Below are 26799 nucleotides of genomic sequence, written 5' to 3'. Positions count from 1 at the left end.
ACGTGCAAGGCGTACCGGAACAGTTTATTGATGAGAGAGACAGTGCGCGCTTTCGCCATCTGGCGGAACTGCCGGGCCTTGAACTTTATCACGCGCATATTTCTGAATACGCCTTTGAGCCTCACACCCACGAAGCCTTTGGCATCGGCACCATCGAGACCGGTGCGGAACGCTTTCGCTATCGCGGTACCCAACACCTCGCGTCTGAAAAATCCGTCGTCACCATGAATCCGGACGAGATCCACACCGGCGAGTCCGCCACCGAAGGTGGCTGGCGTTACCGGATGGTCTATATCGACCCCGATCTGCTGGAAGAGGTGACAGGCCTTCGTCACTGGTGGTTTAGCGATGTCACCCGGTATGACCCGCTACGCTCACAGCAAATCGGCAGGCTCATCTATGGTCTGTGGCATACGGACGACCCGCTGGCTCAAAAAGGGCTTTTGTTGGATCTCATTGACACTTTCCAGCCGCTCGCCCATCACGCGCCGCTGATCCGCGAAGGCGCACACCGCTTCGAACGGGTACGCGAATATCTGCACGATAACTATATGCACGCCCTGACGCTGGATGAACTGGCCAACGTTGTTTCGCTGAGCCCGTACCATTTTCTGCGCCAGTTCAAAGCCCATTTTCACGTTACCCCGCATCAGATGTTGATGGCCATCCGCCTGTGGCGGGCCAAAGCGTTCCTCACGCACGGTATGCCTGCAGCCGAAGTCGCCGCCGCAACCGGGCTGACCGATCAGTCACATTTAACCCGCGCGTTTACCCGCCGCTACGGCATTACCCCCGTGCGCTACCAGAAGCAGGTCACCCGACGTTAAAGCGCAATCTCATACAATACGCGCCACTTTGCCCCTCCTACACTGAGTACAGCGTAAATACCTGTGGATGGAAAAATGATTAGTGGTGTGTTGTATGCCCTGCTGGCAGGGATGATGTGGGGGTTAATCTTTGTCGGCCCGCTGATCGTGCCCGAATATCCGGCAATACTGCAGTCGACCGGACGTTACCTGGCGCTGGGGCTGATTGCCCTGCCCCTGGCGTGGCTGGGACGCGCGCGCTTGCGTCAGCTCAGCCGTCAGGACTGGGGTACCGCGCTGGCGCTGACCATGATGGGCAATCTTATCTATTACGTTTGCCTCGCGAGCGCCATTCAGCGTACCGGGGCGCCAGTGTCTACCATGATTATCGGCACGCTGCCGGTCGTTATCCCCGTCTTTGCTAACCTGCTCTATAGCCAGCGCGATGGCAAACTGGCGTGGTCAAAAATGGTGCCAGCGCTGGGATGCACCGCCGTGGGGCTGGTATGCGTCAATATTGCCGAGCTGCGTCATGGGCAGGCGAATGTTGACCTGTGGCGGTACGGTTCTGGCATTATGCTGGCGTTCATTTCCGTGGCGTGCTGGGCATGGTATGCCCTGCGAAATGCACGCTGGCTGCGGGAGAACCCGGACAAGCATCCGATGATGTGGGCAACGGCGCAGGCGCTGGTGACGCTGCCCGTCTCACTGGTGGGATATGCCGGGGCGTGCATCTGGTTAGGCCATCAACAGCCAGACTTCACCCAGCCCTTCGGGCCAAGGCCGTGGGTGTTTATTGGCCTGATGGTTGCGATTGCGGTGCTGTGCTCATGGGTGGGAGCGCTGTGCTGGAATATTGCCAGTCAGAAGCTGCCGACGGTGATCTTAGGGCCGCTGATTGTTTTCGAAACCCTGGCCGGGCTGCTTTACACCTTCCTGATGCGCCAGAGCGTGCCGCCGTTATTCACGGCCTGGGGGATCGCGCTGCTGGTCATCGGGGTGGTGATGGCGGTAAGAGCGAAGCCGGAAAAACCGATGATTGTTCCGGCGTCGGAGAGTTAGAACGTTTCCCAGTTGGCCTCAGACGCAGCCGCTACGGGCTGCGCCTTTGGTGCATAGGTTTTCACCGGAGCTACTTTGACCGTCTGGTTGCGGATAATTTTAAATACCGCCACCGCTTCGTTCAGACGTGCAGCCTGATCTTCCAACGCTGCTGCCGCTGCCGCAGACTCCTCCACCAGCGAGGCGTTCTGCTGAGTGACGCGATCCATCTCTGCCACGGCCTGGCCAACCTGATCAATACCACGGCTCTGTTCGTCAGACGCAGAGGCAATTTCGCCCATGATGTCGGTGACGCGAGTGACTGCATTGACAATTTCCGCCATCGTCGCGCCCGCTTCATTCACCAGCTGAGAACCTGCATTCACGCGCTCACCGGAATCATCGATCAGCGCTTTGATCTCTTTCGCGGCCTGGGCGCTGCGCTGTGCCAGGGTACGCACTTCACCGGCTACCACCGCAAAACCACGTCCCTGCTCGCCTGCACGGGCAGCTTCCACCGCCGCGTTCAACGCCAGAATATTCGTCTGGAAAGCAATTCCGTCGATTACGTTAGTAATTTGCGCAATTTTGCTGGAACTGGTAGCAATTTCATCCATGGTGCGTACCACTCCTTCCACCACATGACCGCCCTTCTTCGCGGTTGAAGAAGCATCCAGTGCCAGACGAGAAGCCTGACGCGCGTTATCGGCGTTCTGTTTCACGGTTGCCGTCAGCTGTTCCATGCTGGCTGCCGTTTCTTCCAGAGAAGCGGCCTGCTGCTCGGTACGGGAAGAGAGATCGTTACTGCCCGCAGAGATTTCGCCCGCCCCGGTGTAAATAGTATCAGCGCCTTGACGCACGACACCCACGGTATTCGCCAGTGAGGCTTGCATCTCCTGAACGTTGTGCGCAAGGATCGCCATCTCGTTCTTACCGTCAGCCTGAATCGGCTGGGTTAAATCGCCTGCCGCAATGGCGCGGATATGGCTGATAATCTCTTCCAGCGGAAGCAACAGCACGCGGCGCATGGCGATCCAGCTGGAGATAATGACCACAATGACCAGCAGCATGACAGCAGAAAGGATCCACAGGATGCGTTTGTAGTCGCTTTCATTATCCCTGATGCCTTTATCACTGAGCGCGGCCTGCGCTTCACGCCATTCACGATAAACCGTCTGCATCGCGTTTTGTTTTTGCTCGGCATTCTGCTTGAACATATCTTCCAGATTACCCTGGCTCAGCAACACGTTCATTTGTGCCAGCGTCGCAGAATAATTGCGGTACTGCTCCTCCAGGCGATTCGTCAGGTTCTCATCCAGACCAGGAGTATTCGGCAAGGCATTGTATTTATCATAATGAACCTGTGCTTCAGTCAGCAGATTTTTAGCCGTCGTCACCAGCTCATTCAGCTGACCACCGTTAATTTGAGAGGCCATGCTGCTTTGCAGGCGCAACATCCCACGGTTCAGGGTGACGCGGGCCTGGTTCAGACTGATCCACGCATCGGTGAATTCCGCCACATTCTTGCTGGAAAGCTGCGACACGGTGAAGTTGTCTTTATCGTTGTTCAGCGCGTTGATAAAGATACCAGCGGAGATCAGTTGCATAATGCCGAGTACAAGCAGCACCGAAATCAGAAGGGTAATAACTTTTATACGTTTAAACATGCGTTGCCTTTTATATGCAGGTTTGTTTGACGTGGATATATCGGCAGGCGCGACGGGTTGTTTACTGTTTCTACGCCTTTAAAAACTTTCTAAACCACTTTCTTAAGTCCATTCAGGGAGTTAATAAGAGCGATTTTTTGTGATCCGAATCTCATTTCCCCCCTTCCCTCTAAAGGGTTATAGCGCTTGCTTAAAGATGCATTTAATATGCATCTTATATTATTGATGACGAGGTAACTGCTATGGCCTATCGCGACCAACCCCTCGGCGAGCTGGCGCTCTCCATCCCTCGCGCTTCTGCGCTGTTTCGTAAATACGACATGGATTACTGCTGTGGCGGTAAGCAAACCCTGGCGCGTGCAGCCTCGCGCAAAGAGCTGGATGTTGAGGTGATTGAAGCAGAGCTGGCGCTGCTGGCCGAGCAGCCCGTCGACAAAGACTGGCGAACTGCCCCGCTCGCTGAAATCATCGACCATATCATCGTACGATACCATGACCGTCACCGTGAACAGCTGCCGGAACTGATCCTGCAGGCAACCAAAGTCGAGCGCGTACATGCCGACAAACCTTCCGTACCGCGCGGCCTGGCAAAATACCTGACTATGCTGCACGAAGAACTTTCCAGCCACATGATGAAAGAAGAGCAGATCCTCTTCCCGATGATCAAACAGGGAATGGGCAGTCAGGCAATGGGGCCTATCAGCGTGATGGAAAGCGAACACGATGAAGCAGGTGAACTGCTGGAAGTGATCAAACACACTACCGGCAACGTTACACCGCCGCCAGAAGCCTGTACCACCTGGAAAGCGATGTACAACGGCATTAACGAAACGATCGACGACCTGATGGAACACATCAGTCTTGAGAATAACGTTCTGTTCCCACGTGCATTATCCGGGGAATAAAAAAGCCGCTGCGGCCTGATGCCCTCACCCCGGCCCTCTCCCACCGGGAGAGGGTGCAAAAACTAAAAACGGCAACTGACGTTGCCGTTTTGCTTTTACCTTATGCCTGCCATACGTTTCTTACCGATAAACACCCAACCCAGCCCCAGCGCAATAAACCACAGCGGCGTGACGATCAGTGCCTGACGGGTATCATCTTCCAGCGTCAGCAGAACCAGCACGAAGACGAAGAACGCCATGCACACCCAGCACATCAACTTGCCCAGTGGCATCTTGTAGATCGATTTTTCATGCAGGTGTGGACGCTGCTTGCGGTACACCAGGTATGAACAAAGGATGATGGTCCAGACGAACATAAACAGGATCGCAGAGACCGTGGTAATCATGGTGAACGCGCCAATCACGCTTGGGTTCACGTAGAGCATCACCACACCACCCAGCAGACACATGCAGGAGAAGGTCAGCCCTTTTGCCGGTACCGCCCGCTTAGACAGCTTGGCGAACGCGCTCGGCGCCACGCCCTCCTGCGCCAGACCAAACAGCATACGGCTGGTGGAGAATACGCCGCTGTTGGCAGAAGAGGCCGCAGAGGTCAGCACCACGAAGTTAATCAGGCTCGCTGCCGCTGGCAGACCCACCAGGACGAACAGCTCAACGAACGGGCTCTTGGTTGGCACGACAGAGCTCCACGGCGTCACGGACATAATGATGACCAGCGCGAAGACGTAGAACATGATGATACGAACCGGAATTGAGTTAATGGCGCGCGGAAGAGATTTCTCAGGATCTTTGGTCTCTGCAGCCGTGGTCCCCACCAGTTCAATGCCCACGAAAGCAAATACCGCAATCTGGAAGCCCGCAAAGAAGCCGCTAATGCCTTTCGGGAACCAACCACCATCATTCCACAGATGAGTAAACGAGGCCTGAACGCCCGTTGGCGACTGGAAGTGCGTGAGAACCATCACCAGCCCCACCACGATGAGCCCTACGATGGCCACGATTTTGATCATCGCGAACCAGAATTCCATCTCACCGAACATTTTAACGGTGGCGAGGTTAAGGCTCAGCAGCAGAACAATGACCGCCAGCGAAGCCACCCAGTCCGAAAGGCCGGGGAACCAGAACTGCGCGTAAGCCGTAATCGCTACAACATCCGCCATACCGGTGACGACCCAGCAGAACCAGTAGGTCCAGCCAGTGAAATAGCCCGCCCATGGCCCGAGGAGGTCAGAAGCAAAGTCGCTGAAGGATTTGTATTCGAGATTCGAGAGCAGCAATTCACCCATTGCACGCATCACGAAGAAAAGCATAAAACCGATAATCATATAAACGAATATGATCGACGGCCCGGCAAGACTGATAGTTTTGCCTGACCCCATAAACAGCCCGGTACCAATGGCTCCTCCAATGGCAATGAGCTGAATATGACGGTTTGTGAGATTGCGCCGTAGCGACTGTTCAGACGGCGCCTCTTCGTCGGCGACGACTTTGACCTGATCTACCATGTGATATTTTCCTGTTTATGCCTGTCTGTGTTGTTAAGGCTCTTCTGGCCTTTAAATACGTCAAAAAATGACGATCCCTTTGTAAGGGCTTATCGATATTAGGTAAGAATCGGCGGGATGAATACTATGATTTAGATATTATGTTAATAATATGTTGAAAGTGAGTGTCATATCACTCATACAGCGCGAAACAGCTCACAAAAATACACGCAACAGTTTCGTTTGCAAGATAAAATATTGATTACATCGTAACTATAGGTTTTAACACTATTTTCCCCTCCCCAACCGGGGAGAGGAAATAAGAAAAGTCGATTACAGAATTTCCAGCAGCTCGACTTCAAAGACCAGCGTGCTGAATGGCGGGATGGATGCACCAGCACCACGCTCGCCGTAAGCCAGGTTGTGCGGAATAGTCAGTTCCCATTTGGATCCGACTGGCATCAGGGTCAACGCTTCGATCCAGCCCGCGATAACACCATTCACCGGGAATTCAGCCGGTTCGCCACGCGCAACAGAACTGTCGAACACAGTACCGTCGATCAGTTTACCGGTGTAATGCACACGAACGTGGTCAGTGCGAGCCGGGATTGCACCATCGCCCTGGTTGATCACGCGGAACTGCAGGCCTGACTCCGTGCTGTTCACACCTTCACGCTCGCGGTTCTCTTCCAGGAATTTAACACCTTCTGCTGCCATCTCTTCGAAACGTGCGCGACGTACAGCGTCAGCACGTTCGTGGATTTCACGCAGCGCACGGTGCACAACATCAACCGGAACGGCAGGCTGTTTGCCTTCCAGCGCATCAGCGATACCCGCCACCAGCGCTTCAGGTAACAGACCTTCCAGGCCGGATTCGCTCAGCTGCTGTCCTACCTGCAAGCCGATACCGTAACTTGCCTGCGCTTCGATAGTGTCAAAAGTCGGGGTGGTCATGGGATTTCCTTCCATCACATTTAAAGTAGCGGGCAGCATATCAGCCATGCCCTTATGGGTAAAACTTTGTCTGAAGTTAAGGTGACAAACCGCGACGAAACAGAAACAATAGAGATAACCAGGATTAATCCCGAACTGATGTCACGGATGTCGGGTTTGCTACGTCGTTCAGGCAGTTAGCAAACTATACTTCGGAGCACAGGATAAAAAATACGCGGAGCAGGAGGAGAGCCATGCCCGGGCGATTTGAACTGAAACCTACCCTGGCGAAAATCTGGCAGGCGCCGGACAATTTTCGCATCATGGACCCGCTGCCTCCTCTGCATCGCAGAGGGATCATCATCGGCGCGCTGATGGTGATCGTGGGCTTCCTGCTTCCTTCCGGCGGCGATGATGTCAATACCGCGCCCGTCACCCGCAATGCACAGCTGGACATTCAGTCGCAGACGCGGCCTCAGCCTGATGCACAACCCATGCAGACGCAGCTGGTCACGCCGTCTAACGATCCGGGTCAGGTCGCGCCAGTTGAGCCAGAACCGGTCCAGGATGAACAGCCGCAGGAACAGGCCGCTGCTGAGCCACAGACGCAGCAGCCCACCGGTATCCAGCAGCAGTGGCGCTCTTATCGCGTAGAACCAGGCAAAACCCTGGCGCAGCTGTTCCGCGACCATAACCTGCCGCCAACGGATGTGTATGCCATGGCGCAGGTGGAGGGTTCAGGTAAGCCGCTCAGCAACCTGCAAAATGGTCAGATGGTGCAGATTCGTCAGAATGCCAGCGGTGTGGTCACCGGGCTAACGATTGATACGGGAAATGGTCAGCAGGTGATGTTTACCCGTCAGCCAGATGGCAGTTTTATCAGGGCACGTTAAGAACCCAGTTCTTTAAAAAGCAAAACGCCGGCACAAGGCCGGCGTCTCGACGTGAGCAGAGTAAAAAATTACTCAGCTACAACGTTAACAACCAGTTTAGCGAACACTTCGCTGTGAACCTGGAAGTCAACTTCGTGCTCACCAGTGGTACGCAGAACGCCGTTCGGCAGACGAACTTCGCTCTTAGCCACTTTAACGCCTGCTGCAGAAACTGCATCAGCGATATCGCGGGTACCGATGGAACCGAACAGTTTACCTTCGTCGCCAGATTTGGAAGCGATGGTAACGGTGCCCAGTGCGTTGATTGACTCAGCGCGAGCGTTAGCAGCCGCCAGAACGTCAGCCAGTTTGGCTTCCAGTTCAGCGCGACGTGCTTCGAAAAACTCTACGTTTTTCTTGGTAGCTGGAACAGCTTTACCCTGTGGAACCAGGAAGTTACGAGCGTAGCCCGCTTTAACGTTTACCTGATCACCCAGGCTGCCCAGGTTTGCTACTTTATCAAGCAGAATAACTTGCATTACCTTATCCTCTTAAAGTCGTATTAATGGACCGTGCCCGATTACTGATGACGATCAGTGTACGGCAGCAGGGACAGGTAGCGAGCGCGTTTGATAGCGCGAGCCAGCTGACGCTGGTATTTTGCACGAGTACCGGTGATACGGCTTGGGACAATCTTACCGCTTTCGGTGATGTAGTTTTTCAGCGTTGCGATATCTTTATAGTCGATCTCTTGAACGCCTTCCGCGGTGAAACGGCAGAACTTGCGACGACGGAAATAACGTGCCATATGGCTAGTCTCCAGAATCTATCAAATCAATCTGCTCGGCATGCAGAACCATTTTGCTCAGACCGTTCTTTGCCTTGTGGCAAGAGATGAACCCCTGAACGATTACTGCACTACCGACCGTTAAACTGTGAGTAATGGCCTGGTTTTCGTGTCCGCTAATAATAACGGGCATTTGGCACCATGCCTGCCGGTGAAACCCGGCTTCCTCTTGCACAGAACGATGCTCAAGCACGAACTGGCAATGCGGAATTCCTGATGGACTGACCTTTCGAAGGGGAGCCCTGCATACGATGCCGGACAACGCCAGACGGTTGGTCATCAGAAATTACTCTTCAGAATCCCCAGCATCAGAATCATCTGCGGTTTCGTTTGCGAAATCATCGCGACGCTCGCGGCGCTCGTCTTTCGCTTTAACCATCGGAGATGCTTCGGTAACTGCGTGTTTAGTACGCATAACCATGCTGCGGATAACGGCATCGTTGAAGCGGAAGTTAGTTTCCAGCTCATCGATCACTTCCTGCGGCGCTTCAACGTTCAGCAGAACGTAGTGAGCTTTGTGCAGTTTGTTGATCGGGTAAGCCAGCTGACGGCGGCCCCAGTCTTCCAGACGGTGGATCGTGCCCGCTGCTGCAGTGATTGCACCAGTGTAGCGCTCGATCATACCCGGAACCTGTTCGCTCTGGTCAGGATGGACCATAAAAACGATTTCGTAATGACGCATCGAATTGCTCCTTACGGATTATTCAGCCTCCTGTCTGGGTCAGCCGAGGCCCGGGGAGGCAAGGAACGTGTTAAAGGTCGGCTGAAAAATTGACGCGTCATAATACTTGTACACCCCTGGAAACTCAAGCTGATTGCACAAATAATTCGCACAAAGCGCAAAGCTGGTCTAAGTGGATGATTTAAAATTATTCACATCCGAAAGCGTTGTTTTTTTGAACAACAGCATCAGAAATGGTCACGCTTTCCCGCCGAATGAGTGATTACACTTTAATCAGAGGTCATCTGAATTAAAGAAGGAGTATCACACCACTCTCTCACAGCACGCAGTCGTGGAGCGCATATCATGAAAAAAATCGTATTAGCCATAATGGCTGCGCTTTTGCTCAGTGCAAACGCGATGGCAGCCATCAAAATAGACAGCCGACAGGCCAGAAACATGGATGATGTGCAAAGCTTGGGCGTAATCTACATCAATCATAATTTCGCCACTGAAAGTGAAGCAGATCAGGCTCTTAACAAAGAAACCGATGCTCAGGGTGCTACATACTATCACGTCATTCTGATGCGTGAACCCGGTAGCAACGGCAACATGCACGCCAGTGCAGATATATACAGATAACGTTTTAACGCTAGCACCAGGAAGCCCAACAACGAGAACATAGCCATAGTTTAACTTGCCCCCAGCCCGGGGGCTTTTTTTTATGAATGGCTCTGAAATACCACCGGTTACAACTGTTTTTTGGTATTCCAGAGCACTTATTCACTTTTGCCCGTAATATGCGTTTGGGCCGTGCTTACGCTTGAAGTGCTTGTCCATCAGGTAATCATCAATGCCCTGAAGCTGTGGGTTAATGTCGCGGGCAATCCACGCCATTCGTGCCACCTCCTCCATGACCACCGCATTATGGACAGCGTCGTGGGCATCTTTACCCCACGAGAATGGACCGTGCTGGTACACCACAATGCCCGGTGTATGCAGCGGCTCACTGTCTCCCAAGGTCTCAATAATCACCTTACCGGTGTTGAGTTCGTACTCACCTTCCACTTCATCCTGCGTAAGTGCCCGTGTACAGGGGATGTCGCCAAAGAAGTAATCTGCGTGCGTAGTTCCCAGAGCGGGTATTGCCAGACCCGCCTGTGCCCAGGCCGTAGCATGCGTTGAGTGCGTATGCACAACACCCCCCAGTGAAGGATAACGCCGGTAAAGCGCCAGGTGAGTGGCCGTATCGGAAGAAGGTCGCCATTTGCCATCGACAACATTTCCTTCGAGATCCACGAGCACCATATCGTCCACTTTCATGGTTTCATACGCCACACCGCTCGGCTTAATCGCGAACACCCCACGATCGCGATCGATAGCACTGACGTTACCCCAGGTGAAGGTCACCAGGCCGTAACGCGGCAGATCCATATTGGCCTCAAAGACCTGCTGTTTGAGCTTAAGCATGTTCAGCCTCCAGCATACCCGCCCGCGCCATTCGCTCACGCACCCAGTCGCGCGCTTTCGCCACTTCCGCGGCCGGGTCATCCGACGTTTCACTCCACATCTCAATCAGGTAAGGCCCGCAATACCCTGTCTGCTTGAGCGTCTGGAAGCACCGTTCGAAATCCACCACCCCGGTGCCGAACGGAACATTTTTGAACACACCAGGCCGCGTATCTTTGACGTGAACCGCCACGATATGACCTATACCTGCCTGCAGTTCCATCTGCACGTCATTATCCCATGCCGACAAGTTGCCAATATCAGGATAGAGCTGGAACCACGGATTATTCAGATAGTGCGCGTAGCCCAGCGCTTTGCTGATCGAGTTCATTAACGGATAATCCATGATCTCCATCGCCAGCGTCACCTGCGCACGGCTTGCCATCTCGACGCTCTCTTTCAGGCCGTCACGGAAACGACGGCGCGTTTCATCGTTGGCTTCCTGATAGTAAACGTCATAACCCGCCAGTTGGATCACCCGGATGCCGACGTCCTGAGCAAAGCGAATCGCTTTCCGCATGATCTCCAGACCCTGAGCACGCACGGCATCATCTTCACTCCCAAGCGGGAACCGCCGATGGGCACTGAGACACATGGAGGGCACGCGCACACCCGTTTCAGCGATAGCGCCCACCAGCGCCAGGCGTTGTTCACGGCTCCAGTCGAGGCGAGAGAGGCGATCGTCTGTCTCATCCACTGACATTTCGACAAAATCGAAACCCAGCTCTTTTGCCAACCGTAACCGCGCCAGCCAGCACTCCCCCGCGGGGAGTGCCTTTTCATAGATGCCAAGCGGGACTTGTTTTGACAACATACCCGCTCCTTAGCCCCAAAGCTGAGCGATGGAGCGTTTGAACTGACGCGCCGCTTCTACCGGGGAGGCAGCATCGCGGATGCTACGACCCGCAATGAAGACGTGAATTGGAATACCCTTGAATAACGGCAGATCTTCCAGCGCCAGGCCGCCCGTAACGGTCACTTTAAAGCCCATATCAGCGAGACGTTTAATCGCACTGATATCTGCGTCACCCCACGCCACGCCTGCAGCCTGTGCATCACGGCTACGGTGGTAAACCACCTGCTGAATGCCCGCGTCGCGCCACTCCTGCGCCTGCTCCCAGGTCCAGAAGCCGGTCAGTTCAATCTGCACGTCGCCGTTAAACTCTTTTGCCACGTCCAGCGCGCCTTTGGCGGTGTTGAGATCCGCACAGCAGATCACGGTGACCCAGTCGGCGTTGGCTTCAAAACACATACGAGAGAGAATTTTGCCTGCGTCCGCAATCTTGGCATCCGCCAGCACGATTTTGTGCGGATAGAGCGCCTTCAGGTCGCGAACGGCACGGACACCTTCGCCCACGCACAAAATGGTTCCAACTTCGATGATGTCCACTTCTTCTGCAATCAGACGGGTCGTTTCGTAAGCGTGGGACAGCGTTTGGTTATCCAGCGCAACCTGCAACATTGGTAATGACATGTTCAATTCCTCTTAAACTGCCGCCGCAGTGGCGATATCAATTAAATCCAGCACTTCCTGCTCGGTGCGGCAGGCACGTAAACGGTCGAAATTGGCCTCGTCATCAAACAGATTCACGATCTGCATGATGCCCACCTCCTGGTGGGTATTGGCATCAACAGCGGCCATGGTGATAAGAATGTCTACCGGGTCGTTATCTTCATGGTTAAACACCAACGGCGTTTTCAGCGTCACCAGGGCAAAGCCGGTTTTCTTCACCCCCTCTTCCGGCCGGCCATGCGGCATGGCCAGGCCCGGTGCAATGACAAAGTAAGGGCCGTGCTGAGCAACGCCATCCAGAATGGCCTGGTAATAACGTGGCTCGACAACATCAGCTTTAACCAGTAAATCCACGCTCAGCTTCACCGCTTCCTGCCAGGTGCTGGCCTCAGCCTGTAAAAGAATGGAATTATTCTCTGCCAGAGAATCACGTAGTTTCATGTGGCGTCCTTACTTCACGTCTTGTGGGAAATGTTCTTTGATCACTTCCAACAGCTTTGGTCCGAAATCCGCAGGTGAAAGCATGTTGCGTACACCCACGACATATTTATTGCCTGACACACTAATTTCGCCGGCGATGTGGGTAGAGGCGATGATGATGTCCGCGCCGTTCAGCTCACTTTTGTATTCACCCACTGCGCAGCTGTTCACCGTGTGATCGATGTTTGACTGGGTTAAAAACTGGTCCACTTTCATCTTCATGATCATGGAGCTACCTTGCCCATTGCCACACACAGCCAGGATACGTACGGTCATAATCGAAACTCCTTAATGAGCAGACATTTCTGCTGTTTGTTTTTCCGCATCTTCTTCAGCGCGCAGAGCGCGGCCCGCGAAGAACATATAAGCCAGAGCAATCAGAATGATGACGGCCATAAAGACCAGTCCGACGGATGCAAAGCCCTGCATCATTGGTGGCGCCAGAATTGACCAGTCCGCCATGCCCATCCAGGCGCTCATGCCGGTGAGCTTGACCGCCCACACACAACCGAAAATTTCCACCATGCCCATCACCAGGCAGATCTTGAGCGCCGCGCGCCAGCCGCCAAAGTGGTTTGCAAAGACGCCGATGGTGGCGTTGGAGAAGAACATCGGGATAAAACCTGGGATAATCAGGATTGAGGAGCCGCAGCCTACCAGGATGCCCACCGCAATCAGCTGGCCGATAGTGCCCCACATAAAGCCCCAGACCACCGCGTTCGGTGCGAAGCTGTAGATAGCCGCACAGTCAATCGCCAGTACTGCGCCAGGAATCAGGCGCTGGGAAATCCCGTTGAAGGCTTCAGACAGCTCGGCAACGAACATACGCACGCCCTGAGTGATGATGAAAATTGCCACTGCGAAGGAGAAGCCGGTCTGCAGGATATAGACCGTCCAGTGGGTTTTCCCTGCCATCGCCTGCACTACATCAATGCCGAAGGAGAGCAGAATGGCGCCGAAGAAAAGGGTCATCACAATCGCCGTAGAAACGATGTTGTCGTGGAAGATATTCAGCCAGCCAGGCAGCTTGAGGTCTTCAACGCTCTCTTCTTTTTTACCCAGGTACGGTGCAACTTTGTAAGCAATCCAGGAGGCAAACTGCTGCTGATGGCCGATGGAAAAACCGCAACCATCAGTCACTTCCTGTGTTGGCTTGTACATCATGTTGGAGGTGATACCCCAGTAGAGCGATACCAGCACTGCGGTGCAGATAATCGTGGTCCACATTGGGTAGCCGAAAATATAGAGAGAAACCGCAATGAGCCCCGCCTGCTGGAACATGATGTGTCCCGTCAGCATGATGGTGCGAATGCCTGTAATGCGGCGCAGAAGAACATAAATAATGTTCAGCGCCAGCGCGAGCAGCACCGCATAACCGACCCAACTATAGGCATCACCCATGCGATCGATGGTGGCCATCATTGATGCATATGTGTCAGAGATCGCACCATTGATGCCATACACTTCCGACATTTTGGCCACGACAGGCTTAAACGTGCTGGTCAGAATGCCTGACCCTGCCTGCAACAGCATGAAACCAATGATGGTCTTAATCGTGCCTTTAATAATAACGCTGACGCTCTTGCGCAGCAGGGTATAGCCCAGGCACGTCACGATACCCAGCAGCAGCGGGGCGTTAGTCATTACCTGATTAAAGAACACGGTAAAGACGTTGTAGAGGATCTCCATAACTCTCTCCAGAAATGAGAACACGAGGGGCAATCCCTGTGTGGTTGGTGCCATCACTCTAGTAATCACAAATAATCACCACAAGATTGAACTTGATTATTTGTGACGTATCACGCAAATTATTTCCATGCTGTGAGTAATGATTTTCACCGCCCTCTGAGATAAATAATTTAATCTTTATAATTCATGCAATTAATCATTAATAAGAGATAGTCTAACAAGGTAAAAGCGGATAATCCGTGAAGTCGAACAGATAAAATTCCTCATTTTTACCGTTGCAAAGTACGTCAAATGGTGCCAGCATTAATCATAACAAATCACATTGTGATTACTTTTGATTAAAACCAGGAGTCAAACGATGAGTAAAGTAAACACCATCACCCGCGAATCATGGATTCTGAGCACCTTTCCGGAATGGGGTAGCTGGCTGAACGAAGAGATCGAGCAGGAACGGGTTGCTCCCGGTACCTTTGCAATGTGGTGGCTGGGTTGTACCGGTATCTGGTTGAAATCAGAGGGCGGTGCGAACATTTGCGTCGATTTCTGGTGCGGTACGGGTAAACAGAGCCACGGCAACCCGTTGATGAAAAAAGGCCATCAGATGCAGCGTATGGCGGGTGTGGAAAAACTGCAGCCAAACCTGCGTACGACACCTTTTGTGCTTGATCCATTTGCTATTCGGCAGATCGATGCTGTTCTCTCAACGCACGATCACAACGACCATATCGACGTAAATGTAGCGGCAGCGGTCATGCAAAACTGTGCCGATGACGTCCCGTTTATCGGACCGCAGACCTGCGTGGATCTCTGGATTGGCTGGGGTGTACCGAAAGAGCGCTGCATTGTCATGAAGCCGGGCGATGTGGTGAAAATTAAAGACATTGAAATCCACGCGCTTGATGCCTTTGACCGTACCGCATTGATTACTCTGCCTGCCGATCAGAAAGCCGCTGGGGTACTACCAGATGGCATGGACGAGCGCGCGGTTAACTATCTGTTTAAAACCCCTGGCGGCTCTCTGTACCACAGCGGTGACTCTCACTACTCCAACTACTATGCGAAGCACGGTAATGAACATCAGATTGACGTGGCGCTGGGCTCCTACGGCGAGAACCCACGCGGCATCACTGACAAGATGACCAGCGCTGATATGCTGCGCATGGCGGAAGCATTGAACACCAAAGTGGTGATCCCGTTCCACCATGATATCTGGTCCAATTTCCAGGCCGACCCACAGGAAATCCGCGTACTGTGGGAGATGAAAAAAGATCGTCTGAAATATGGCTTCAAGCCATTCATCTGGCAGGTTGGAGGCAAGTTCACCTGGCCACTGGACAAAGACAATCTCGAGTATCACTACCCGCGTGGCTTTGATGATTGCTTCACCATCGAACCCGACCTGCCGTTCAAGTCCTTCCTCTGATTGTGAAGCCAAATCGCCAGACTTCTGTCTGGCGATTCCATAATTATTTTAGTAATTTCATGCTATTTCAAATATCATCTTTTCAAATCAATTCTTATCGGAATAGCTCATGACGGAAGCGCAACGGCATCAAATTCTCCTGGAACTCCTGGCGCAAACAGGTTTCATCACCGTCGAGAAAGTCATCGAGCATTTAGGGATTTCCCCGGCGACAGCACGGCGGGATATCAACAAGCTGGATGAGAGCGGGAAACTGAAAAAAGTCCGCAACGGCGCAGAAGCGATCAGCCAACAACGCCCGCGCTGGACGCCAATGAACATTCATCAGGCACAAAATCATGATGAAAAAGTGCGTATTGCCAGAGCCGCATCGCAGCTGGTGAATCCCGGCGAAAGCGTGGTGATCAACTGTGGCTCCACGGCGTTTCTTCTGGGCCGGGAGATGTGCGGAAAACCGGTGCAAATCATCACCAACTACTTACCGCTCGCCAACTATCTTATCGATCAGGAACATGAAAGCGTCGTTATTATGGGTGGCCAGTACAATAAAAGTCAGTCCATCACTCTCAGCCCACAGGATAGCGAAAACAGTCTTTATGCCGGTCACTGGATGTTTACCAGCGGTAAAGGCCTTACCGCTGATGGCCTGTATAAAACCGATATGTTGACTGCGATGGCGGAGCAAAACATGCTCAACGTTGTAGGCAAGCTCGTAGTGCTGGTCGACAGCAGCAAAGTGGGCGAGCGCGCAGGGATGTTATTCAGCCGCGCCGAACAGATCGACATGGTGATCACCGGCAAAGGGGCCAACCCAGAGATCCTCCAGAAACTGGAGGATCAGGGCGTCAAAGTCCTGCGCGTTTAAAAATGCTGGCGGAAGAATGCCACCGTGGCGTCCAGTGCCGTGGGCGTGATGCGGTGGCGGACGCCCGCTTCCCACAGACAGGTGAGATTACCGTCCAGTCCTTCATTCATTAACGCCTGCTGTAGTCGGAAGGTTCCATCGGGCGGGACCACATCATCCGCGTCACCATGCCACAGCAACAGGGGACGATCGGCAAGACGCGGCAATACCCGGGTCACTTCCCACTCTGCCAGCGTCGCGGTCATTTCCGTTAAATCCTGAGGGGGAAAAAGCGTCTTCGCCAGTGAGGTAAAATAGCCCGAGCCCATCAGGCAGGCGACGGATTTCACCTCTGGGTGATGCGTCATAATCCCCAGCGCCGTCATGCCCCCCATTGACGCCCCGGCCACGGCCAGACGATCATCAGCCACCAGCCCTGCCTCATAGAGCGCATCACGCAACCCGGCAAACTCGGTCAGACTGCCGTGCAGAATGTGCCAGAACTGTCCAAGCCGCGCCTGTTCATTACCCGTAAAGCGTGCGCCGTGGTCAGGTGCATCCGGCATTACCACTCGAAAGCCGGCCTGAGCCAGCGCCACCGCAAAATAACTGTAAACCAGCTTCGAAGACGTAAACCCATGATAAAAAACGATAACAGGCAGCGGCACATCACGTTTTCCCGCTGGTATCGCGTGTAAAATTTCATGGCCGCCGAGATGGCGTATTTCAATTTCAATCATTGTCGACCCTGTCCGAATGTATGATTCATAATGTTGAGAACTGGGTTACGCTTTCACGTCATTTTCATTCGAAATATACGTCCCAGATAACACTTCGGGAACATTCCCCCAAAACTAAATTCACAGACAACTACACTATGGCTATCAGGAAACGAGATATGGTTATGCGCAGGTTTGCTGCTTTATTGCTGGTGTCTCTGCTCAGTGGCTGTAACGCACTGCAGGGAACGCCGCAGCCCGCTCCACCGGTCGCCGATCATCCACAGGAGATTCGTCGTAATCAGACGGAAGGATTACAGCGAATGGGCACAGTCTCCGCGCTGGTTCGCGGCTCTCCGGATGACGCTGAAGAGGCAATAAAAGCACAAGCCGTCGCCGCCAAAGCAGATTATTACGTCATCATTATGATCGATGAAACCATCATAACGGGACAGTGGTACTCACAGGCAATTTTGTACCATAAGTAATGGTCTTCCTTTGAACGACATTTACACTGCTTTGCGTCCATAGACATTTTCCTGTCCACAATAAACTCCATGCCCGCGACAATGGAAGTGAGTTTATTTGCGAAGGATTGCCCGGCGGATACCGGAAATATGTGAAATGGAGCTGACGATGAAACGAACTCTTGCTTTGACCTCTCTGTTGCTCTCAGCTGGCCTTGTGAGCACAACCGCACAGTCAGCAGAATTCGCCAGTGCTGATTGTGTAACGGGTCTGAATGAAATAGGCCAGATCTCCGTGAATAATATTTCAGGGAGCCCGCAAGACGTTGAACGTGTAGTTGCATTGAAGGCCGATGAGCAGGGCGCTTCCTGGTATCGAATCATCCAGATGCAGGAAGATAACCATGTTGATCATTGGCGCGTACAGGCCATTCTTTATGTTTAACCCCTCCCAATAAAAGCCACTTACTTTTAGTGGCTTTTCGTTTTTGCAAATTTTTCCCCTCGCAACAAACATATTAAAAACAATTAAATAACACTTTGTTACATTAAAGGGATAAACGTCATCCCCGCTCTGCCGTTGAAGAACCATACCTTTTCAATGATGAGCAATTTATGATCAATTTTTTTCGCCGTGCAGGACTTGGTACGAAGCTGTCACTGCTTACGGGTGTCAGTGTCGCCATACTGTTTTTGCTTTTCACTTTTCTGCTCAGCCAAAAAGCCAGCCAGCAGCTTGAAGAGCTTGCGGTCGAGGATCTGCATAACCAGTCCACTGGCATGGTCGATATGGTGCAGATGTTTAACACCAGCCTGAGTGAAGAGGTCGAGAGTTATACCCGCCTGTTTTCCACCTTTTTACCGCAGCCTCTGAATATTGATCGTTCCCAACCCCAGACGATAAACGGGCTTAGCGTTCCGCTTCTGAAAGGCGGAGAAACCGGGCTGCATGAAAATAACACCCTTTCGGACGAGTTCCTGAATCGTACGGGAGCCATTTCGACGCTGTTTGTACGCAGCGGTAACGACTTTGTTCGCGTGGCCACTTCCCTGCGCAAAGAGAATGGCGAGCGTGCAATGGGTACTGTTCTGGATGTCTCCAGCCCGGCCTTCGCTGCCGTAAGCAAAGGCGAAGTCTACCGTGGACTGGCGCTGCTGTTTGGCAAGCGTTACATCACCCAGTACCAGCCCGTTAAAAACGCCGAAGGACAGATCATTGCGATCGTCTTTGTCGGCGTGGACATCACCCGCTCCTGGAACGTCATGCGCGAGAAAATCCTCAACCGCCGCCTGGGTGAGAGCGGCCACTTCTTTGTGCTGGATCGCAGCAACGGCAAAACGCACGGCCAGTATCTGTTCCATTCCAGCGAGGAGGGTCAGTTACCGAAATGGGACAGTGCAACACAACAGCAGCTGCTGAGTGACAAACCCGGCACACTGGAACGCATCACTGAAGATGGCCGCACGGTGAAAATGGCCTATACCCCGCTGCCAGGCTGGAACTGGACCATCGTCGGCGAAGTGGATAAATCCGTACTGCTCTCAAGCGTGACCACTCTGCGTGACCGTTTCCTGCTGGCTGGTGTGGTGTTGTCTGTACTCTTCGCGGGCCTCTTTGTGATGATTATTCGTCGGATGCTTACCCAACCGCTGAGAAATGTGATTCATCTGGCTCGTCAGTATGCTGCGGGCGATCTGCGTTCCAGCCTTCCCGTAACGCGCCAGGACGAGGTTGGTCAGTTGGTTGATGCCATCAATGGTATCGGTGGCGGACTGCAAAAAATGGTTCTGCAGGTTCGCGAAGCGGCAGGTGAAATCCATATGGGGACAAACGCCCTGGCCTCCGATACCGGCGAGATTTCAGAGCAGATCAACAAACAGGCCAGCAGCGTGGAAGAGACCTCCGCCAGCATGGAGCAACTGGCCGCAACCGTACAGCAAAACGCGGCCAATATGGAGCAAACACAGCAGTTGGTAAGTGAAACCTCGCTCGCGGTACATCAGGGTGGCGAGACGGTAACCCATGCTGTTGCCACCATGGATGACATCCGGGAAGCGTCAAAACGCATCGAAGACATCACGCGCGTGATTGAGTCAATCGCTTTCCAGACCAATATCCTGGCGCTCAATGCAGCAGTAGAGGCGGCTCGTGCTGGTGAACACGGAAAAGGTTTTGCGGTGGTCGCGCAGGAAGTTCGCGCTCTGGCTGGACGTAGCGCTAACGCAGTGAAGGAGATTGAACAGCTGATTGGCGATACGCTCAGGAAAGTCAGTGAAGGACACGCGCTGTCCGAACAGACGCGTCTGGCGATGGACTCCATCATTCTTCATATTGATAACATCAGCCAGCTGGTCATGGAGATTAACCACGCGTCACGCGAGCAATCCGCAGGAATCGGTCAGGTTAATCTTGCTATGACCCATATTGGCGAAGCATCACACATCAACGCCGATCGCGTCTCACGCAGCGAACAAACGGCACAAACGCTGCGTGAGAAAGGTTCACACCTCACCCAACTGGTGAGCTTGTTCCAGCTGAAAAACTAGCCAACCCTGCCGGTGGCACGCAGCAGCAGGTCACTTTGCACCTGCTCGTTCATCAGCGTCCCACCGCGGGTATCAAGCATCATGCGGCACCACGCCTGCGCCACGGGTGGCGATGCGTGCCGCAGCATTTGGCTCCCGGCACCCAGTAAGAAAAGCTGCTGCGCGATCTCCCGCCCCTGTGCCTCCTGAGGTTTACGCAGTTTTTGCTGTAGTTGCCGCCAGCTACGATCGAAGTGTCTGTCCTGCCCTTTCACCTGCGCAAAATCGTCGGTCAGCAGGTCGAAGACACCGGGCTGCTTAGTCAGTACGCGCAACACATCCAGGCACATAATATTGCCCGATCCTTCCCAGATGCTGTTTACCGGCATCTCACGGTAGAGTCGTGGTAGTTCGCTCTCCTCGCAGTAGCCCATACCGCCGAGGACTTCCATTGCTTCTGCCACAAAGGGGATTCCGGCTTTGCACACGCTAAATTTCGCCGCAGGGGTGAACAACCGAGCCCAGGCGGCTTCTTGCGGATCCGCGCGTTTATCCCACGCCCGCGCCAGACGAAATAACAGTGCAGTTTGCCCCTCCAGCACCAGGGCCATACGGCTCAGCACATCACGCATCAAGGGTTGATCGATAAGGTTTTTCCCGAACGTCTGCCGCTGATGGGCGTGGTAAAGCGCCACAGATAACGCCCGGCGCATCAGCCCGTGGCTGCCTAGTGCGCAGTCAAAACGCGTCAGCCCGCCCATTCTCAGGATCTGCCGCACTCCTTCGCCCTCTTCCCCAAGCAGCCAGCCGGAGGCATCAAGAAACTCCACCTCGCTGCTGGCGTTGGATCGGTTACCGAGCTTGTCTTTCAGCCGCTCCAGACGCACGGCATTCCGTTGTCCGTCAGGCAAAAAACGGGGAACAAAAAAGCAGGAGAGTCCGCCTTTCGCCTGGGCCAGCACCAGATGCGCATCGCTTTGAGGCACCGAGAAAAACCATTTGTGTCCCACCAGCCGGTAGCTACCATCGCTGCATTTTTCTGCTTTGGTGGTGTTGCTGAGAACGTCGGATCCGCCCTGCTTTTCCGTCATCCCCATGCCGATCAGCAGACCACGCTTTTGCGATCCTGGAGCAAGATGAGGATCGTAGCGATCGCTGAGTAGCGGCGTCAGCCAGTCATGAAATATTTTGGGGAGCGTCTGCTGTAGCAAGGGTGTCGCAGCAAAAGTCATGGTTATGGGACAAAGCGTGCCGGCTTCGACCTGCGCATGCAGAACAAACCGTGCGGCTCTGGCGACAAAGGAGCCCTTTCGCGCCTCCTCTTCCCACGCCAGGTTGTGTACACGGTTGGCACACAGTCCTTGCATCAGCAAGTGCCATGCGGGATGAAAGCGGACATCATCCAGCCGCTCCCCGGTGGCATCATAGCGTAATAGCTCAGGTGGATTCACGTTCGCCAGCCTGCCCAGCTCCAGTGACTCAGCGGTGCCTAACTGCTGCCCGATGCTGGCGAGCAGCTCACTATCCCACTCGGCACCCTCGCGGGAAACTGCGTCACGCAGGGCGCAGTCAGAGAGGAAAAGGTTACTGTTTGAGAGTGGAGCTGGTTGATTAAAAACGGTATGGGTCTGCCAGTGCATGCTGTCTCCCTCCTTCAGTGGCTCGGTGGCAATGAAGGTAAGTATGGACAGACCGCATACACGCTGCATGGGAGTGAAGTCACACAGTGGCGATCCTGCTGATATCATTCGTGAAATAGCTCACAGAACATAAGAATAAACTATTTCATCACTTATCTTTTGTTGAATAATTTATTCTTACCCCCTTCAGTGAGGATCGTTATGCAACCGGATGCGCACAAGAGAGCATTAATTGCAGGCTCCATTGGTAACTTTATCGAGTGGTATGAGTTTGCGGTCTACGGTTTTCTGGCGACCGTTATTGCGAAAAACTTCTTCCAGCTTGAGGGGGAAACGGGGCTAACCAGCCTGATCCTGACCTACGCCTCGTTTGCCATCGCCTTCTTTTTCCGTCCCCTGGGCGCGGTGGTGTTTGGCCGCATCGGTGACAGGATTGGCCGTAAGCCAACGCTAATCATTGTGCTGGTATTGATGACGCTCGCTACCGCTGCTATCGGCGTGGTGCCGGTCTACGCCAGCATTGGGATTGCCGCACCGCTCATTATTACACTGCTTCGCATCCTGCAGGGGCTGTTCGCGGGCGGCGAGTACGGCGGTGCGGTCTCGCTGATGACGGAGTTTGCCCCGCGCGGCAAGCGCGGCCTGTACGGCGCGTGGCAATCCTTCACCGTGGCGCTGGGATTACTGGCAGGCGCGGGTATTGTCGCGCTGCTCTCCGCCCTCCTCACCCCTGAAGCTTTGCATGACTGGGGCTGGCGCATTCCGTTCTTCCTGGCGCTGCCCATGGGCGTCGTCGCACTATGGCTTCGGGTAAGCATGGAAGAGACACCCAGCTTTGTGCAGCAGCAGGACAAACCGGTCACCGCTCGGGCGGATACCGCTGCGACCCTCAGAGCTATCATAATGGGGATTGGCAGGGTGATGGTCTGGTCAGCGGCGGGGTATACCTATCTGGTGATTATGCCAACCTACCTGCAGTCAGCGCTGCACACCGGCTTTAACCAGGCGTTATTAATAGCGGTAATTTCGAATATTGGTTTTGCACTCACCATCATTCCCTCTGGGATCCTGAGCGACCGGATCGGGCGTCGCACGGTGATGATTATCGCCACCACGCTGCTGCTGATCCTCGCCCTGCCACTCCTGAAAATCCTGCAGGCCGAATCCAGTACGCTGGCAGTGAAAGCGCTGGTGGTATTGATTGCAGGTGGTCTGGTGGGAATGCTGGCAGGGCCTGGCCCGGCGATGCTCTCTGAGATGTTCCCGACGCGTGTGCGCTATACCGGGCTTGGGTTGGCTTACTCCCTGTCGAACGCTATTTTTTCAGGCTGCGCAGGGTTGATTATTACCGGGCTGATTAAAGAGACGGGCAATCTGGATATTCCAGCGTACTACGTCATGACGACAGCAGTGGTGAGCATTGCGGCGCTGATGACGCTCAGGAAGGATGACCATTTGCGGTCGTTAGAGGAGCGAGGTTAATGCCCGGTGGCGTTGTGCTTACCGGGCACAAAAGGCTAGCCCCGCTGACGCACCGCTTCAAACAGGCAGATGCCCGTCGCAACAGAAACGTTCAGAGACGACACGCTGCCCGCCATCGGAATGCTGATTAGCTCATCGCAGTGCTCGCGCGTCAGACGACGCATACCTTCACCTTCGGCTCCCATCACCAGCGCCAGACGGCCAGTCATTTTGCTCTGATAGAGGGTATGATCGGCTTCACCGGCGGTACCGACAATCCAGATATTCTCTTCCTGCAGCAGACGCATGGTGCGCGCCAGGTTGGTAACACGGATCAACGGAACGTTCTCTGCCGCGCCGCAGGCCACTTTTTTGGCCGTGGCGTTCAGCTGTGCAGAGCGATCTTTTGGCACGATGACCGCGTGTACACCGGCAGCATCAGCACTACGCAGACATGCACCAAGGTTGTGCGGATCGGTAACGCCATCGAGGATCAGGAAGAATGGGTTATCCAGCTCGGCAATCAGATCCGGCAGATCGTTTTCCTGATACTGACGACCCGGCTTCACGCGGGCAATGATCCCCTGGTGAACCGCGCCGTCACTTTTCTCATCCAGGAACTGGCGGTTTGCCAGTTGGATCACCACACCCTGTGCCTCCAGGGCGTGGATCAGCGGCATCAGACGCTTGTCTTCACGCCCTTTCAGAATGAACACTTCCTGAAAACGCTCCGGTGCGCGCTCCAGCAGGGCTTGCACCGCGTGGATGCCGTAAATCATTTCACTCATTGATGGTTCTCATTATGACGATACTTTTCCCTCTCCCCGATGGGGAGAGGGTCAGGGTAAGGGGCGGAATTACTCCGCCTGCTTTTTCTTCGCCGCGCGCTTCGCTTTGGTAGCGGCGGCAATTTTTTGGGTCTTAGCGGAAGGCTTTTTCGCGGAGCGAGCTTCTTTCTTCGCTGCCTTCGGTTTCTTTTTCTTCTCGCCGCGGAAGGCGCTATCTGGCTCGAAGTTCACTTTCTTACCCGCCTGACGACGTTTGCCGCTGGTATTACCGTTGCCACCCTTTTTCGCCTTCTCACGCGCCGTTTTACCCACATTACGCGGGCCACGCTCGCTGGAGATCAGGCTGAAGTCGATCTTGCGCTCGTCCATATTGACCGCTTCGACCTTCACTTCCACACGATCGCCCAGACGATAGGTCTGACCGCCGGATTCGCCAATGAGACGCTGCCCGACCTGGTCAAAACGGTAGTAGTCGTTATCCAGGCTGGAGACATGCACCAGACCGTCGATAAACAGCTCATCGAGACGAACAAAGAAACCAAAACCGGTCACGCTGGCGATCACACCTTTGAAAACGTTACCGACCTGATCCAGCATAAAGTCGCACTTCAGCCAGTCTGAGACTTCACGGGTCGCTTCATCCGCGCGGCGTTCGGTCATGGAACAATGCTGACCCAGTTGCAGCATCTCTTCCATTGAATAGTGGTAGCCTCCGGTTTCAGTCGTGTTCCCTTTATGGCCCTGCTCCTGCGCCAGCAAATACTTGATTGCACGGTGCAGGGAAAGATCCGGGTAACGACGAATTGGCGACGTAAAGTGCGCGTAGGACTGCAACGCCAGACCGAAGTGCCCACGGTTTTCCGGATCGTAAATCGCCTGCTTCATGGAGCGCAGCAGCATGGTCTGCAGCATTTCTGCATCCGGACGGTCGCCAATGGATTCCAGCAGCTCGGCATAATCACGCGGCTCTGGCTTGTTACCACCAGGCAGCTCCAGACCCAGTTCAGCCAGTACTGAACGGAACGCGGTGATGGCTTCCGTCGACGGTTTATCGTGAATACGGAACAGCGCAGGCTCTTTGGCTTTCTCAACAAAACGTGCCGCCGAGATGTTCGCCAGGATCATACACTCTTCAATCAGCTTGTGCGCGTCGTTACGCTGGGTCTGTTCGATACGTTCAATGCGACGTTCCGCGTTGAAGATAAACTTCGCCTCTTCGCTCTCAAAGGAGATCCCGCCGCGCTCTTCACGCGCCTGATCCAGCGTTTTGTAGAGGTTATGCAGCTCTTCAATGTGCTTCACCAGCGGCGCATATTGTTCGCGCAGATCCTGGTCGCCCTGCAGCATATGCCAGACTTTGGTATAGGTCAGGCGCGCATGTGAGCTCATGACTGCTTCGTAGAATTTGTAACCTGTTAAGCGCCCTTTGGTGGAGATGGTCATCTCACAAACCATACAGAGGCGGTCAACCTGCGGGTTCAGGGAGCACAGACCGTTAGAGAGCACTTCCGGCAGCATCGGCACGACCTGTGACGGGAAGTAAACCGAGGTACCGCGGTTGCGCGCTTCGTTATCCAGCGGGGTGTGCGGGCGAACATAGTAGCTCACATCCGCGATGGCAACCCACAGACGCCAGCCACCACCGCGTTTTTTATCGCAGTACACGGCATCATCGAAGTCGCGGGCATCTTCGCCATCAATCGTCACCAGTGGCAGATCGCGCAGATCCACGCGGCCAGCTTTAGACTCTTCAGGTACTTCTTCACGAAGGCCTTCAATTTGTTCTTCAACCGCTTTCGGCCAGATGTAAGGGATCTCATGGGTACGCAGCGCCATATCAACAGCCATGCCGGTGCCCATGTTATCGCCCAATACTTCCACGATTTTCCCGACCGCTTTAGTGCGACGGGTAGGACGCTGGGTGAGCTCAACCACCACCACAAAGCCCATGCGCGCGCCCATAACCTCTTCAGGTGGGATCAGGATATCAAAACTCAGACGGCTGTCGTCCGGTACCACAAAGCCGACGCCCGCATCGGTAAAGTAGCGGCCAACAATCTGGCTGGTTTTTGGCACCAGCACGCGCACCACGCGAGCTTCGCGGCGACCTTTACGGTCAGCGCCCAGCGGCTGGGCCAGGATCTGGTCACCGTGGATACACATTTTCATCTGTTCAGATGAAAGGTACAGATCGTCTTTACGACCTTCTACGCGCAGGAAGCCATAGCCGTCACGGTGACCAATGACGGTTCCTTTCAGCAGATCAAGGCGTTCTGGCAGCGCATAGCACTGACGGCGGGTAAAGACCAGTTGCCCGTCACGCTCCATGGCGCGCAGGCGACGGCGAAGGGCTTCAATTTGCTCTTCACCTTCAATATTTAATTCAACGGCAAGTTCTTCACGATTGGCGGGTTTTTCGCGTTTTGTTAAGTGTTCAATGATGAACTCGCGGCTGGGGATAGGGTTCGCGTATTTTTCGGCTTCGCGTTCCTGGAATGGATCTTGTGACATGTCGGTTCCTCCG

General features: G+C 54.0%; 28 protein-coding genes. 11 read left to right on the top strand and 17 right to left on the bottom strand.

The genetic code is table 11. The features are described 5' to 3' along the window. Window positions 1-2: 2 nt before the first annotated feature. Together ACLHV9_RS02455 and ACLHV9_RS02450 are read left to right on the top strand one after the other, a co-directional pair. Complete coding sequence (locus ACLHV9_RS02455) at window positions 3-827, top strand: AraC family transcriptional regulator (protein WP_028016465.1); 825 nt, start codon at window positions 3-5, stop codon at window positions 825-827. Window positions 828-902: 75 nt separating this feature from the next. Further along, entirely contained in the window at window positions 903-1868 is a 966-nt protein-coding gene (locus tag ACLHV9_RS02450) for a DMT family transporter (protein WP_407220127.1), read from the top strand. Here the strand turns inward: ACLHV9_RS02450 and ACLHV9_RS02445 are convergent. After that, entirely contained in the window at window positions 1865-3514 is a 1650-nt protein-coding gene (locus tag ACLHV9_RS02445; RefSeq protein ID WP_129324129.1) for a methyl-accepting chemotaxis protein, read from the bottom strand. The genes ACLHV9_RS02450 and ACLHV9_RS02445 overlap by 4 nt on opposite strands. A 242-nt stretch (window positions 3515-3756) precedes the next feature. On the opposite strand from ACLHV9_RS02445, the gene ytfE reads away from it, so the two are divergent. Then, window positions 3757-4419 carry an iron-sulfur cluster repair protein YtfE gene (ytfE, locus tag ACLHV9_RS02440; protein WP_028016462.1) on the top strand — a complete coding sequence of 221 codons (663 nt, stop codon included), beginning with the start codon at window positions 3757-3759 and terminating at the stop codon, window positions 4417-4419. 95 nt (window positions 4420-4514) lie between these two features. Here the strand turns inward: ytfE and cycA are convergent, their stop codons facing one another. After that, window positions 4515-5924 (bottom strand): D-serine/D-alanine/glycine transporter, encoded by a 1410-nt coding sequence (gene cycA, locus ACLHV9_RS02435; RefSeq protein WP_049005168.1) that lies wholly within the window; start codon window positions 5922-5924, stop codon window positions 4515-4517. Between the two features lie 312 nt (window positions 5925-6236). Further along, complete coding sequence (fklB, locus tag ACLHV9_RS02430) at window positions 6237-6857, bottom strand: FKBP-type peptidyl-prolyl cis-trans isomerase (protein ID WP_028016460.1); 621 nt, start codon at window positions 6855-6857, stop codon at window positions 6237-6239. Window positions 6858-7090: 233 nt separating this feature from the next. Between fklB and ACLHV9_RS02425 the strand changes: the two genes are divergently transcribed. Next, complete coding sequence (locus tag ACLHV9_RS02425; RefSeq protein ID WP_407220126.1) at window positions 7091-7729, top strand: LysM-like peptidoglycan-binding domain-containing protein; 639 nt, start codon at window positions 7091-7093, stop codon at window positions 7727-7729. A 68-nt stretch (window positions 7730-7797) separates the two neighbouring features. On the opposite strand, the gene rplI is transcribed toward ACLHV9_RS02425, so the two are convergent. Genes rplI through rpsF form a run of 4 tightly spaced genes read right to left on the bottom strand, consistent with a single transcriptional unit; the run spans window position 7798 to window position 9237 of the window. Further along, window positions 7798-8247 (bottom strand): 50S ribosomal protein L9, encoded by a 450-nt coding sequence (gene rplI, locus ACLHV9_RS02420; protein WP_028016458.1) that lies wholly within the window; start codon window positions 8245-8247, stop codon window positions 7798-7800. Window positions 8248-8288: 41 nt separating this feature from the next. Then, window positions 8289-8516 (bottom strand): 30S ribosomal protein S18, encoded by a 228-nt coding sequence (gene rpsR, locus ACLHV9_RS02415; RefSeq protein WP_000135199.1) that lies wholly within the window; start codon window positions 8514-8516, stop codon window positions 8289-8291. A 4-nt stretch (window positions 8517-8520) separates the two neighbouring features. Next, window positions 8521-8835, bottom strand: a complete 315-nt coding sequence (gene priB / locus ACLHV9_RS02410; RefSeq protein ID WP_008502895.1) for a primosomal replication protein N — start codon at window positions 8833-8835, stop codon at window positions 8521-8523. 6 nt (window positions 8836-8841) lie between these two features. Further along, a complete protein-coding gene (gene rpsF, locus ACLHV9_RS02405; protein ID WP_014830397.1) occupies window positions 8842-9237 on the bottom strand; it encodes a 30S ribosomal protein S6 in 396 nt (131 codons plus the stop codon). Between the two features lie 345 nt (window positions 9238-9582). Here rpsF and yjfY point away from each other — a divergent pair, with 345 nt between their 5' ends. Continuing rightward, entirely contained in the window at window positions 9583-9858 is a 276-nt protein-coding gene (gene yjfY, locus ACLHV9_RS02400; RefSeq protein WP_028016457.1) for a DUF1471 family protein YjfY, read from the top strand. A gap of 141 nt (window positions 9859-9999) precedes the next feature. On the opposite strand, the gene ACLHV9_RS02395 is transcribed toward yjfY, so the two are convergent. Genes ACLHV9_RS02395 through ulaA form a run of 6 tightly spaced genes read right to left on the bottom strand, consistent with a single transcriptional unit; the run spans window position 10000 to window position 14407 of the window. After that, entirely contained in the window at window positions 10000-10686 is a 687-nt protein-coding gene (locus ACLHV9_RS02395) for an L-ribulose-5-phosphate 4-epimerase (RefSeq protein ID WP_108089448.1), read from the bottom strand. Then, the gene (locus tag ACLHV9_RS02390) at window positions 10679-11539 is read right to left on the bottom strand and encodes an L-ribulose-5-phosphate 3-epimerase (RefSeq protein ID WP_028016455.1); all 861 of its coding nucleotides are present in this window, start codon (window positions 11537-11539) and stop codon (window positions 10679-10681) included. The genes ACLHV9_RS02395 and ACLHV9_RS02390 overlap by 8 nt, the downstream gene beginning before the upstream one ends. A gap of 9 nt (window positions 11540-11548) precedes the next feature. Further along, complete coding sequence (gene ulaD / locus ACLHV9_RS02385) at window positions 11549-12199, bottom strand: 3-keto-L-gulonate-6-phosphate decarboxylase UlaD (protein ID WP_407220124.1); 651 nt, start codon at window positions 12197-12199, stop codon at window positions 11549-11551. A gap of 12 nt (window positions 12200-12211) precedes the next feature. After that, complete coding sequence (gene ulaC / locus ACLHV9_RS02380; protein WP_028016454.1) at window positions 12212-12679, bottom strand: PTS ascorbate transporter subunit IIA; 468 nt, start codon at window positions 12677-12679, stop codon at window positions 12212-12214. Between the two features lie 9 nt (window positions 12680-12688). Beyond that, entirely contained in the window at window positions 12689-12994 is a 306-nt protein-coding gene (ulaB, locus tag ACLHV9_RS02375; RefSeq protein ID WP_003856022.1) for a PTS ascorbate transporter subunit IIB, read from the bottom strand. Window positions 12995-13006: 12 nt separating this feature from the next. Beyond that, window positions 13007-14407: a PTS ascorbate transporter subunit IIC gene (gene ulaA, locus ACLHV9_RS02370; RefSeq protein WP_407220123.1), complete on the bottom strand. Its 1401-nt coding sequence runs from the start codon at window positions 14405-14407 to the stop codon at window positions 13007-13009. Between the two features lie 358 nt (window positions 14408-14765). Here ulaA and ulaG point away from each other — a divergent pair, with 358 nt between their 5' ends. After that, a complete protein-coding gene (ulaG, locus tag ACLHV9_RS02365; RefSeq protein WP_028016452.1) occupies window positions 14766-15830 on the top strand; it encodes an L-ascorbate 6-phosphate lactonase in 1065 nt (354 codons plus the stop codon). Between the two features lie 109 nt (window positions 15831-15939). Further along, window positions 15940-16695, top strand: a complete 756-nt coding sequence (gene ulaR, locus ACLHV9_RS02360; RefSeq protein WP_028016451.1) for an HTH-type transcriptional regulator UlaR — start codon at window positions 15940-15942, stop codon at window positions 16693-16695. On the opposite strand, the gene yjfP is transcribed toward ulaR, so the two are convergent. Next, window positions 16692-17414, bottom strand: a complete 723-nt coding sequence (gene yjfP, locus ACLHV9_RS02355) for an esterase (RefSeq protein WP_108089446.1) — start codon at window positions 17412-17414, stop codon at window positions 16692-16694. The genes ulaR and yjfP overlap by 4 nt on opposite strands. A 137-nt stretch (window positions 17415-17551) precedes the next feature. Here yjfP and bsmA point away from each other — a divergent pair, with 137 nt between their 5' ends. The 3 genes from bsmA to ACLHV9_RS02340 all read left to right on the top strand — a co-directional run bounded on the left by bsmA (window position 17552) and on the right by ACLHV9_RS02340 (window position 20407). Further along, window positions 17552-17881, top strand: coding sequence for a biofilm peroxide resistance protein BsmA (bsmA, locus tag ACLHV9_RS02350; protein ID WP_028016449.1), 330 nt, complete (start codon window positions 17552-17554; stop codon window positions 17879-17881). Between the two features lie 136 nt (window positions 17882-18017). Then, window positions 18018-18305 carry a DUF1471 family protease activator YjfN gene (gene yjfN, locus ACLHV9_RS02345; RefSeq protein ID WP_032666749.1) on the top strand — a complete coding sequence of 96 codons (288 nt, stop codon included), beginning with the start codon at window positions 18018-18020 and terminating at the stop codon, window positions 18303-18305. A gap of 170 nt (window positions 18306-18475) precedes the next feature. Further along, window positions 18476-20407, top strand: a complete 1932-nt coding sequence (locus ACLHV9_RS02340; protein ID WP_407220121.1) for a methyl-accepting chemotaxis protein — start codon at window positions 18476-18478, stop codon at window positions 20405-20407. Here the strand turns inward: ACLHV9_RS02340 and ACLHV9_RS02335 are convergent. Continuing rightward, window positions 20404-22026, bottom strand: coding sequence for an isovaleryl-CoA dehydrogenase (locus ACLHV9_RS02335; protein ID WP_108089608.1), 1623 nt, complete (start codon window positions 22024-22026; stop codon window positions 20404-20406). The genes ACLHV9_RS02340 and ACLHV9_RS02335 overlap by 4 nt on opposite strands. Window positions 22027-22227: 201 nt before the next feature. Here ACLHV9_RS02335 and ACLHV9_RS02330 point away from each other — a divergent pair, with 201 nt between their 5' ends. Beyond that, entirely contained in the window at window positions 22228-23508 is a 1281-nt protein-coding gene (locus tag ACLHV9_RS02330) for an MFS transporter (protein WP_407220119.1), read from the top strand. 35 nt (window positions 23509-23543) lie between these two features. On the opposite strand, the gene rlmB is transcribed toward ACLHV9_RS02330, so the two are convergent. Beyond that, the gene (rlmB, locus tag ACLHV9_RS02325; RefSeq protein WP_028016444.1) at window positions 23544-24275 is read right to left on the bottom strand and encodes a 23S rRNA (guanosine(2251)-2'-O)-methyltransferase RlmB; all 732 of its coding nucleotides are present in this window, start codon (window positions 24273-24275) and stop codon (window positions 23544-23546) included. 69 nt (window positions 24276-24344) lie between these two features. After that, window positions 24345-26786, bottom strand: a complete 2442-nt coding sequence (gene rnr, locus ACLHV9_RS02320; RefSeq protein WP_108089443.1) for a ribonuclease R — start codon at window positions 26784-26786, stop codon at window positions 24345-24347. Window positions 26787-26799 lie beyond the last annotated feature (13 nt).

It is taken from the genome of Enterobacter sp. CPE_E890, from assembly GCF_046521475.1.
Lineage (GTDB): Bacteria > Pseudomonadota > Gammaproteobacteria > Enterobacterales > Enterobacteriaceae > Enterobacter > Enterobacter adelaidei.
This window is presented reverse-complemented; position numbering and strand designations above follow the sequence as displayed.

Bases quoted from the DNA above. Each gene is read 5' to 3' on its own strand.
- ACLHV9_RS02390 (WP_028016455.1), bottom strand. From the start codon at position 11,539: ATGTTGTCAAAACAAGTCCCGCTTGGCATCTATGAAAAGGCACTCCCC.
- ACLHV9_RS02335 (WP_108089608.1), bottom strand. From the start codon at position 22,026: ATGCACTGGCAGACCCATACCGTTTTTAATCAACCAGCTCCACTCTCA.
- cycA (WP_049005168.1), bottom strand. From the start codon at position 5,924: ATGGTAGATCAGGTCAAAGTCGTCGCCGACGAAGAGGCGCCGTCTGAA.
- ACLHV9_RS02450 (WP_407220127.1), top strand. From the start codon at position 903: ATGATTAGTGGTGTGTTGTATGCCCTGCTGGCAGGGATGATGTGGGGG.
- yjfY (WP_028016457.1), top strand. From the start codon at position 9,583: ATGAAAAAAATCGTATTAGCCATAATGGCTGCGCTTTTGCTCAGTGCA.
- yjfP (WP_108089446.1), bottom strand. From the start codon at position 17,414: ATGATTGAAATTGAAATACGCCATCTCGGCGGCCATGAAATTTTACAC.
- rpsF (WP_014830397.1), bottom strand. From the start codon at position 9,237: ATGCGTCATTACGAAATCGTTTTTATGGTCCATCCTGACCAGAGCGAA.
- ACLHV9_RS02330 (WP_407220119.1), top strand. From the start codon at position 22,228: ATGCAACCGGATGCGCACAAGAGAGCATTAATTGCAGGCTCCATTGGT.
- ytfE (WP_028016462.1), top strand. From the start codon at position 3,757: ATGGCCTATCGCGACCAACCCCTCGGCGAGCTGGCGCTCTCCATCCCT.
- ACLHV9_RS02395 (WP_108089448.1), bottom strand. From the start codon at position 10,686: ATGCTTAAGCTCAAACAGCAGGTCTTTGAGGCCAATATGGATCTGCCG.
- rplI (WP_028016458.1), bottom strand. From the start codon at position 8,247: ATGCAAGTTATTCTGCTTGATAAAGTAGCAAACCTGGGCAGCCTGGGT.
- bsmA (WP_028016449.1), top strand. From the start codon at position 17,552: ATGGCTATCAGGAAACGAGATATGGTTATGCGCAGGTTTGCTGCTTTA.
- rlmB (WP_028016444.1), bottom strand. From the start codon at position 24,275: ATGAGTGAAATGATTTACGGCATCCACGCGGTGCAAGCCCTGCTGGAG.
- ulaC (WP_028016454.1), bottom strand. From the start codon at position 12,679: ATGAAACTACGTGATTCTCTGGCAGAGAATAATTCCATTCTTTTACAG.
- ACLHV9_RS02340 (WP_407220121.1), top strand. From the start codon at position 18,476: ATGATCAATTTTTTTCGCCGTGCAGGACTTGGTACGAAGCTGTCACTG.
- ulaG (WP_028016452.1), top strand. From the start codon at position 14,766: ATGAGTAAAGTAAACACCATCACCCGCGAATCATGGATTCTGAGCACC.
- ulaB (WP_003856022.1), bottom strand. From the start codon at position 12,994: ATGACCGTACGTATCCTGGCTGTGTGTGGCAATGGGCAAGGTAGCTCC.
- ulaR (WP_028016451.1), top strand. From the start codon at position 15,940: ATGACGGAAGCGCAACGGCATCAAATTCTCCTGGAACTCCTGGCGCAA.
- ACLHV9_RS02445 (WP_129324129.1), bottom strand. From the start codon at position 3,514: ATGTTTAAACGTATAAAAGTTATTACCCTTCTGATTTCGGTGCTGCTT.
- ulaD (WP_407220124.1), bottom strand. From the start codon at position 12,199: ATGTCATTACCAATGTTGCAGGTTGCGCTGGATAACCAAACGCTGTCC.
- rpsR (WP_000135199.1), bottom strand. From the start codon at position 8,516: ATGGCACGTTATTTCCGTCGTCGCAAGTTCTGCCGTTTCACCGCGGAA.
- fklB (WP_028016460.1), bottom strand. From the start codon at position 6,857: ATGACCACCCCGACTTTTGACACTATCGAAGCGCAGGCAAGTTACGGT.
- ulaA (WP_407220123.1), bottom strand. From the start codon at position 14,407: ATGGAGATCCTCTACAACGTCTTTACCGTGTTCTTTAATCAGGTAATG.
- priB (WP_008502895.1), bottom strand. From the start codon at position 8,835: ATGACCAACCGTCTGGCGTTGTCCGGCATCGTATGCAGGGCTCCCCTT.
- yjfN (WP_032666749.1), top strand. From the start codon at position 18,018: ATGGAGCTGACGATGAAACGAACTCTTGCTTTGACCTCTCTGTTGCTC.
- ACLHV9_RS02425 (WP_407220126.1), top strand. From the start codon at position 7,091: ATGCCCGGGCGATTTGAACTGAAACCTACCCTGGCGAAAATCTGGCAG.
- rnr (WP_108089443.1), bottom strand. From the start codon at position 26,786: ATGTCACAAGATCCATTCCAGGAACGCGAAGCCGAAAAATACGCGAAC.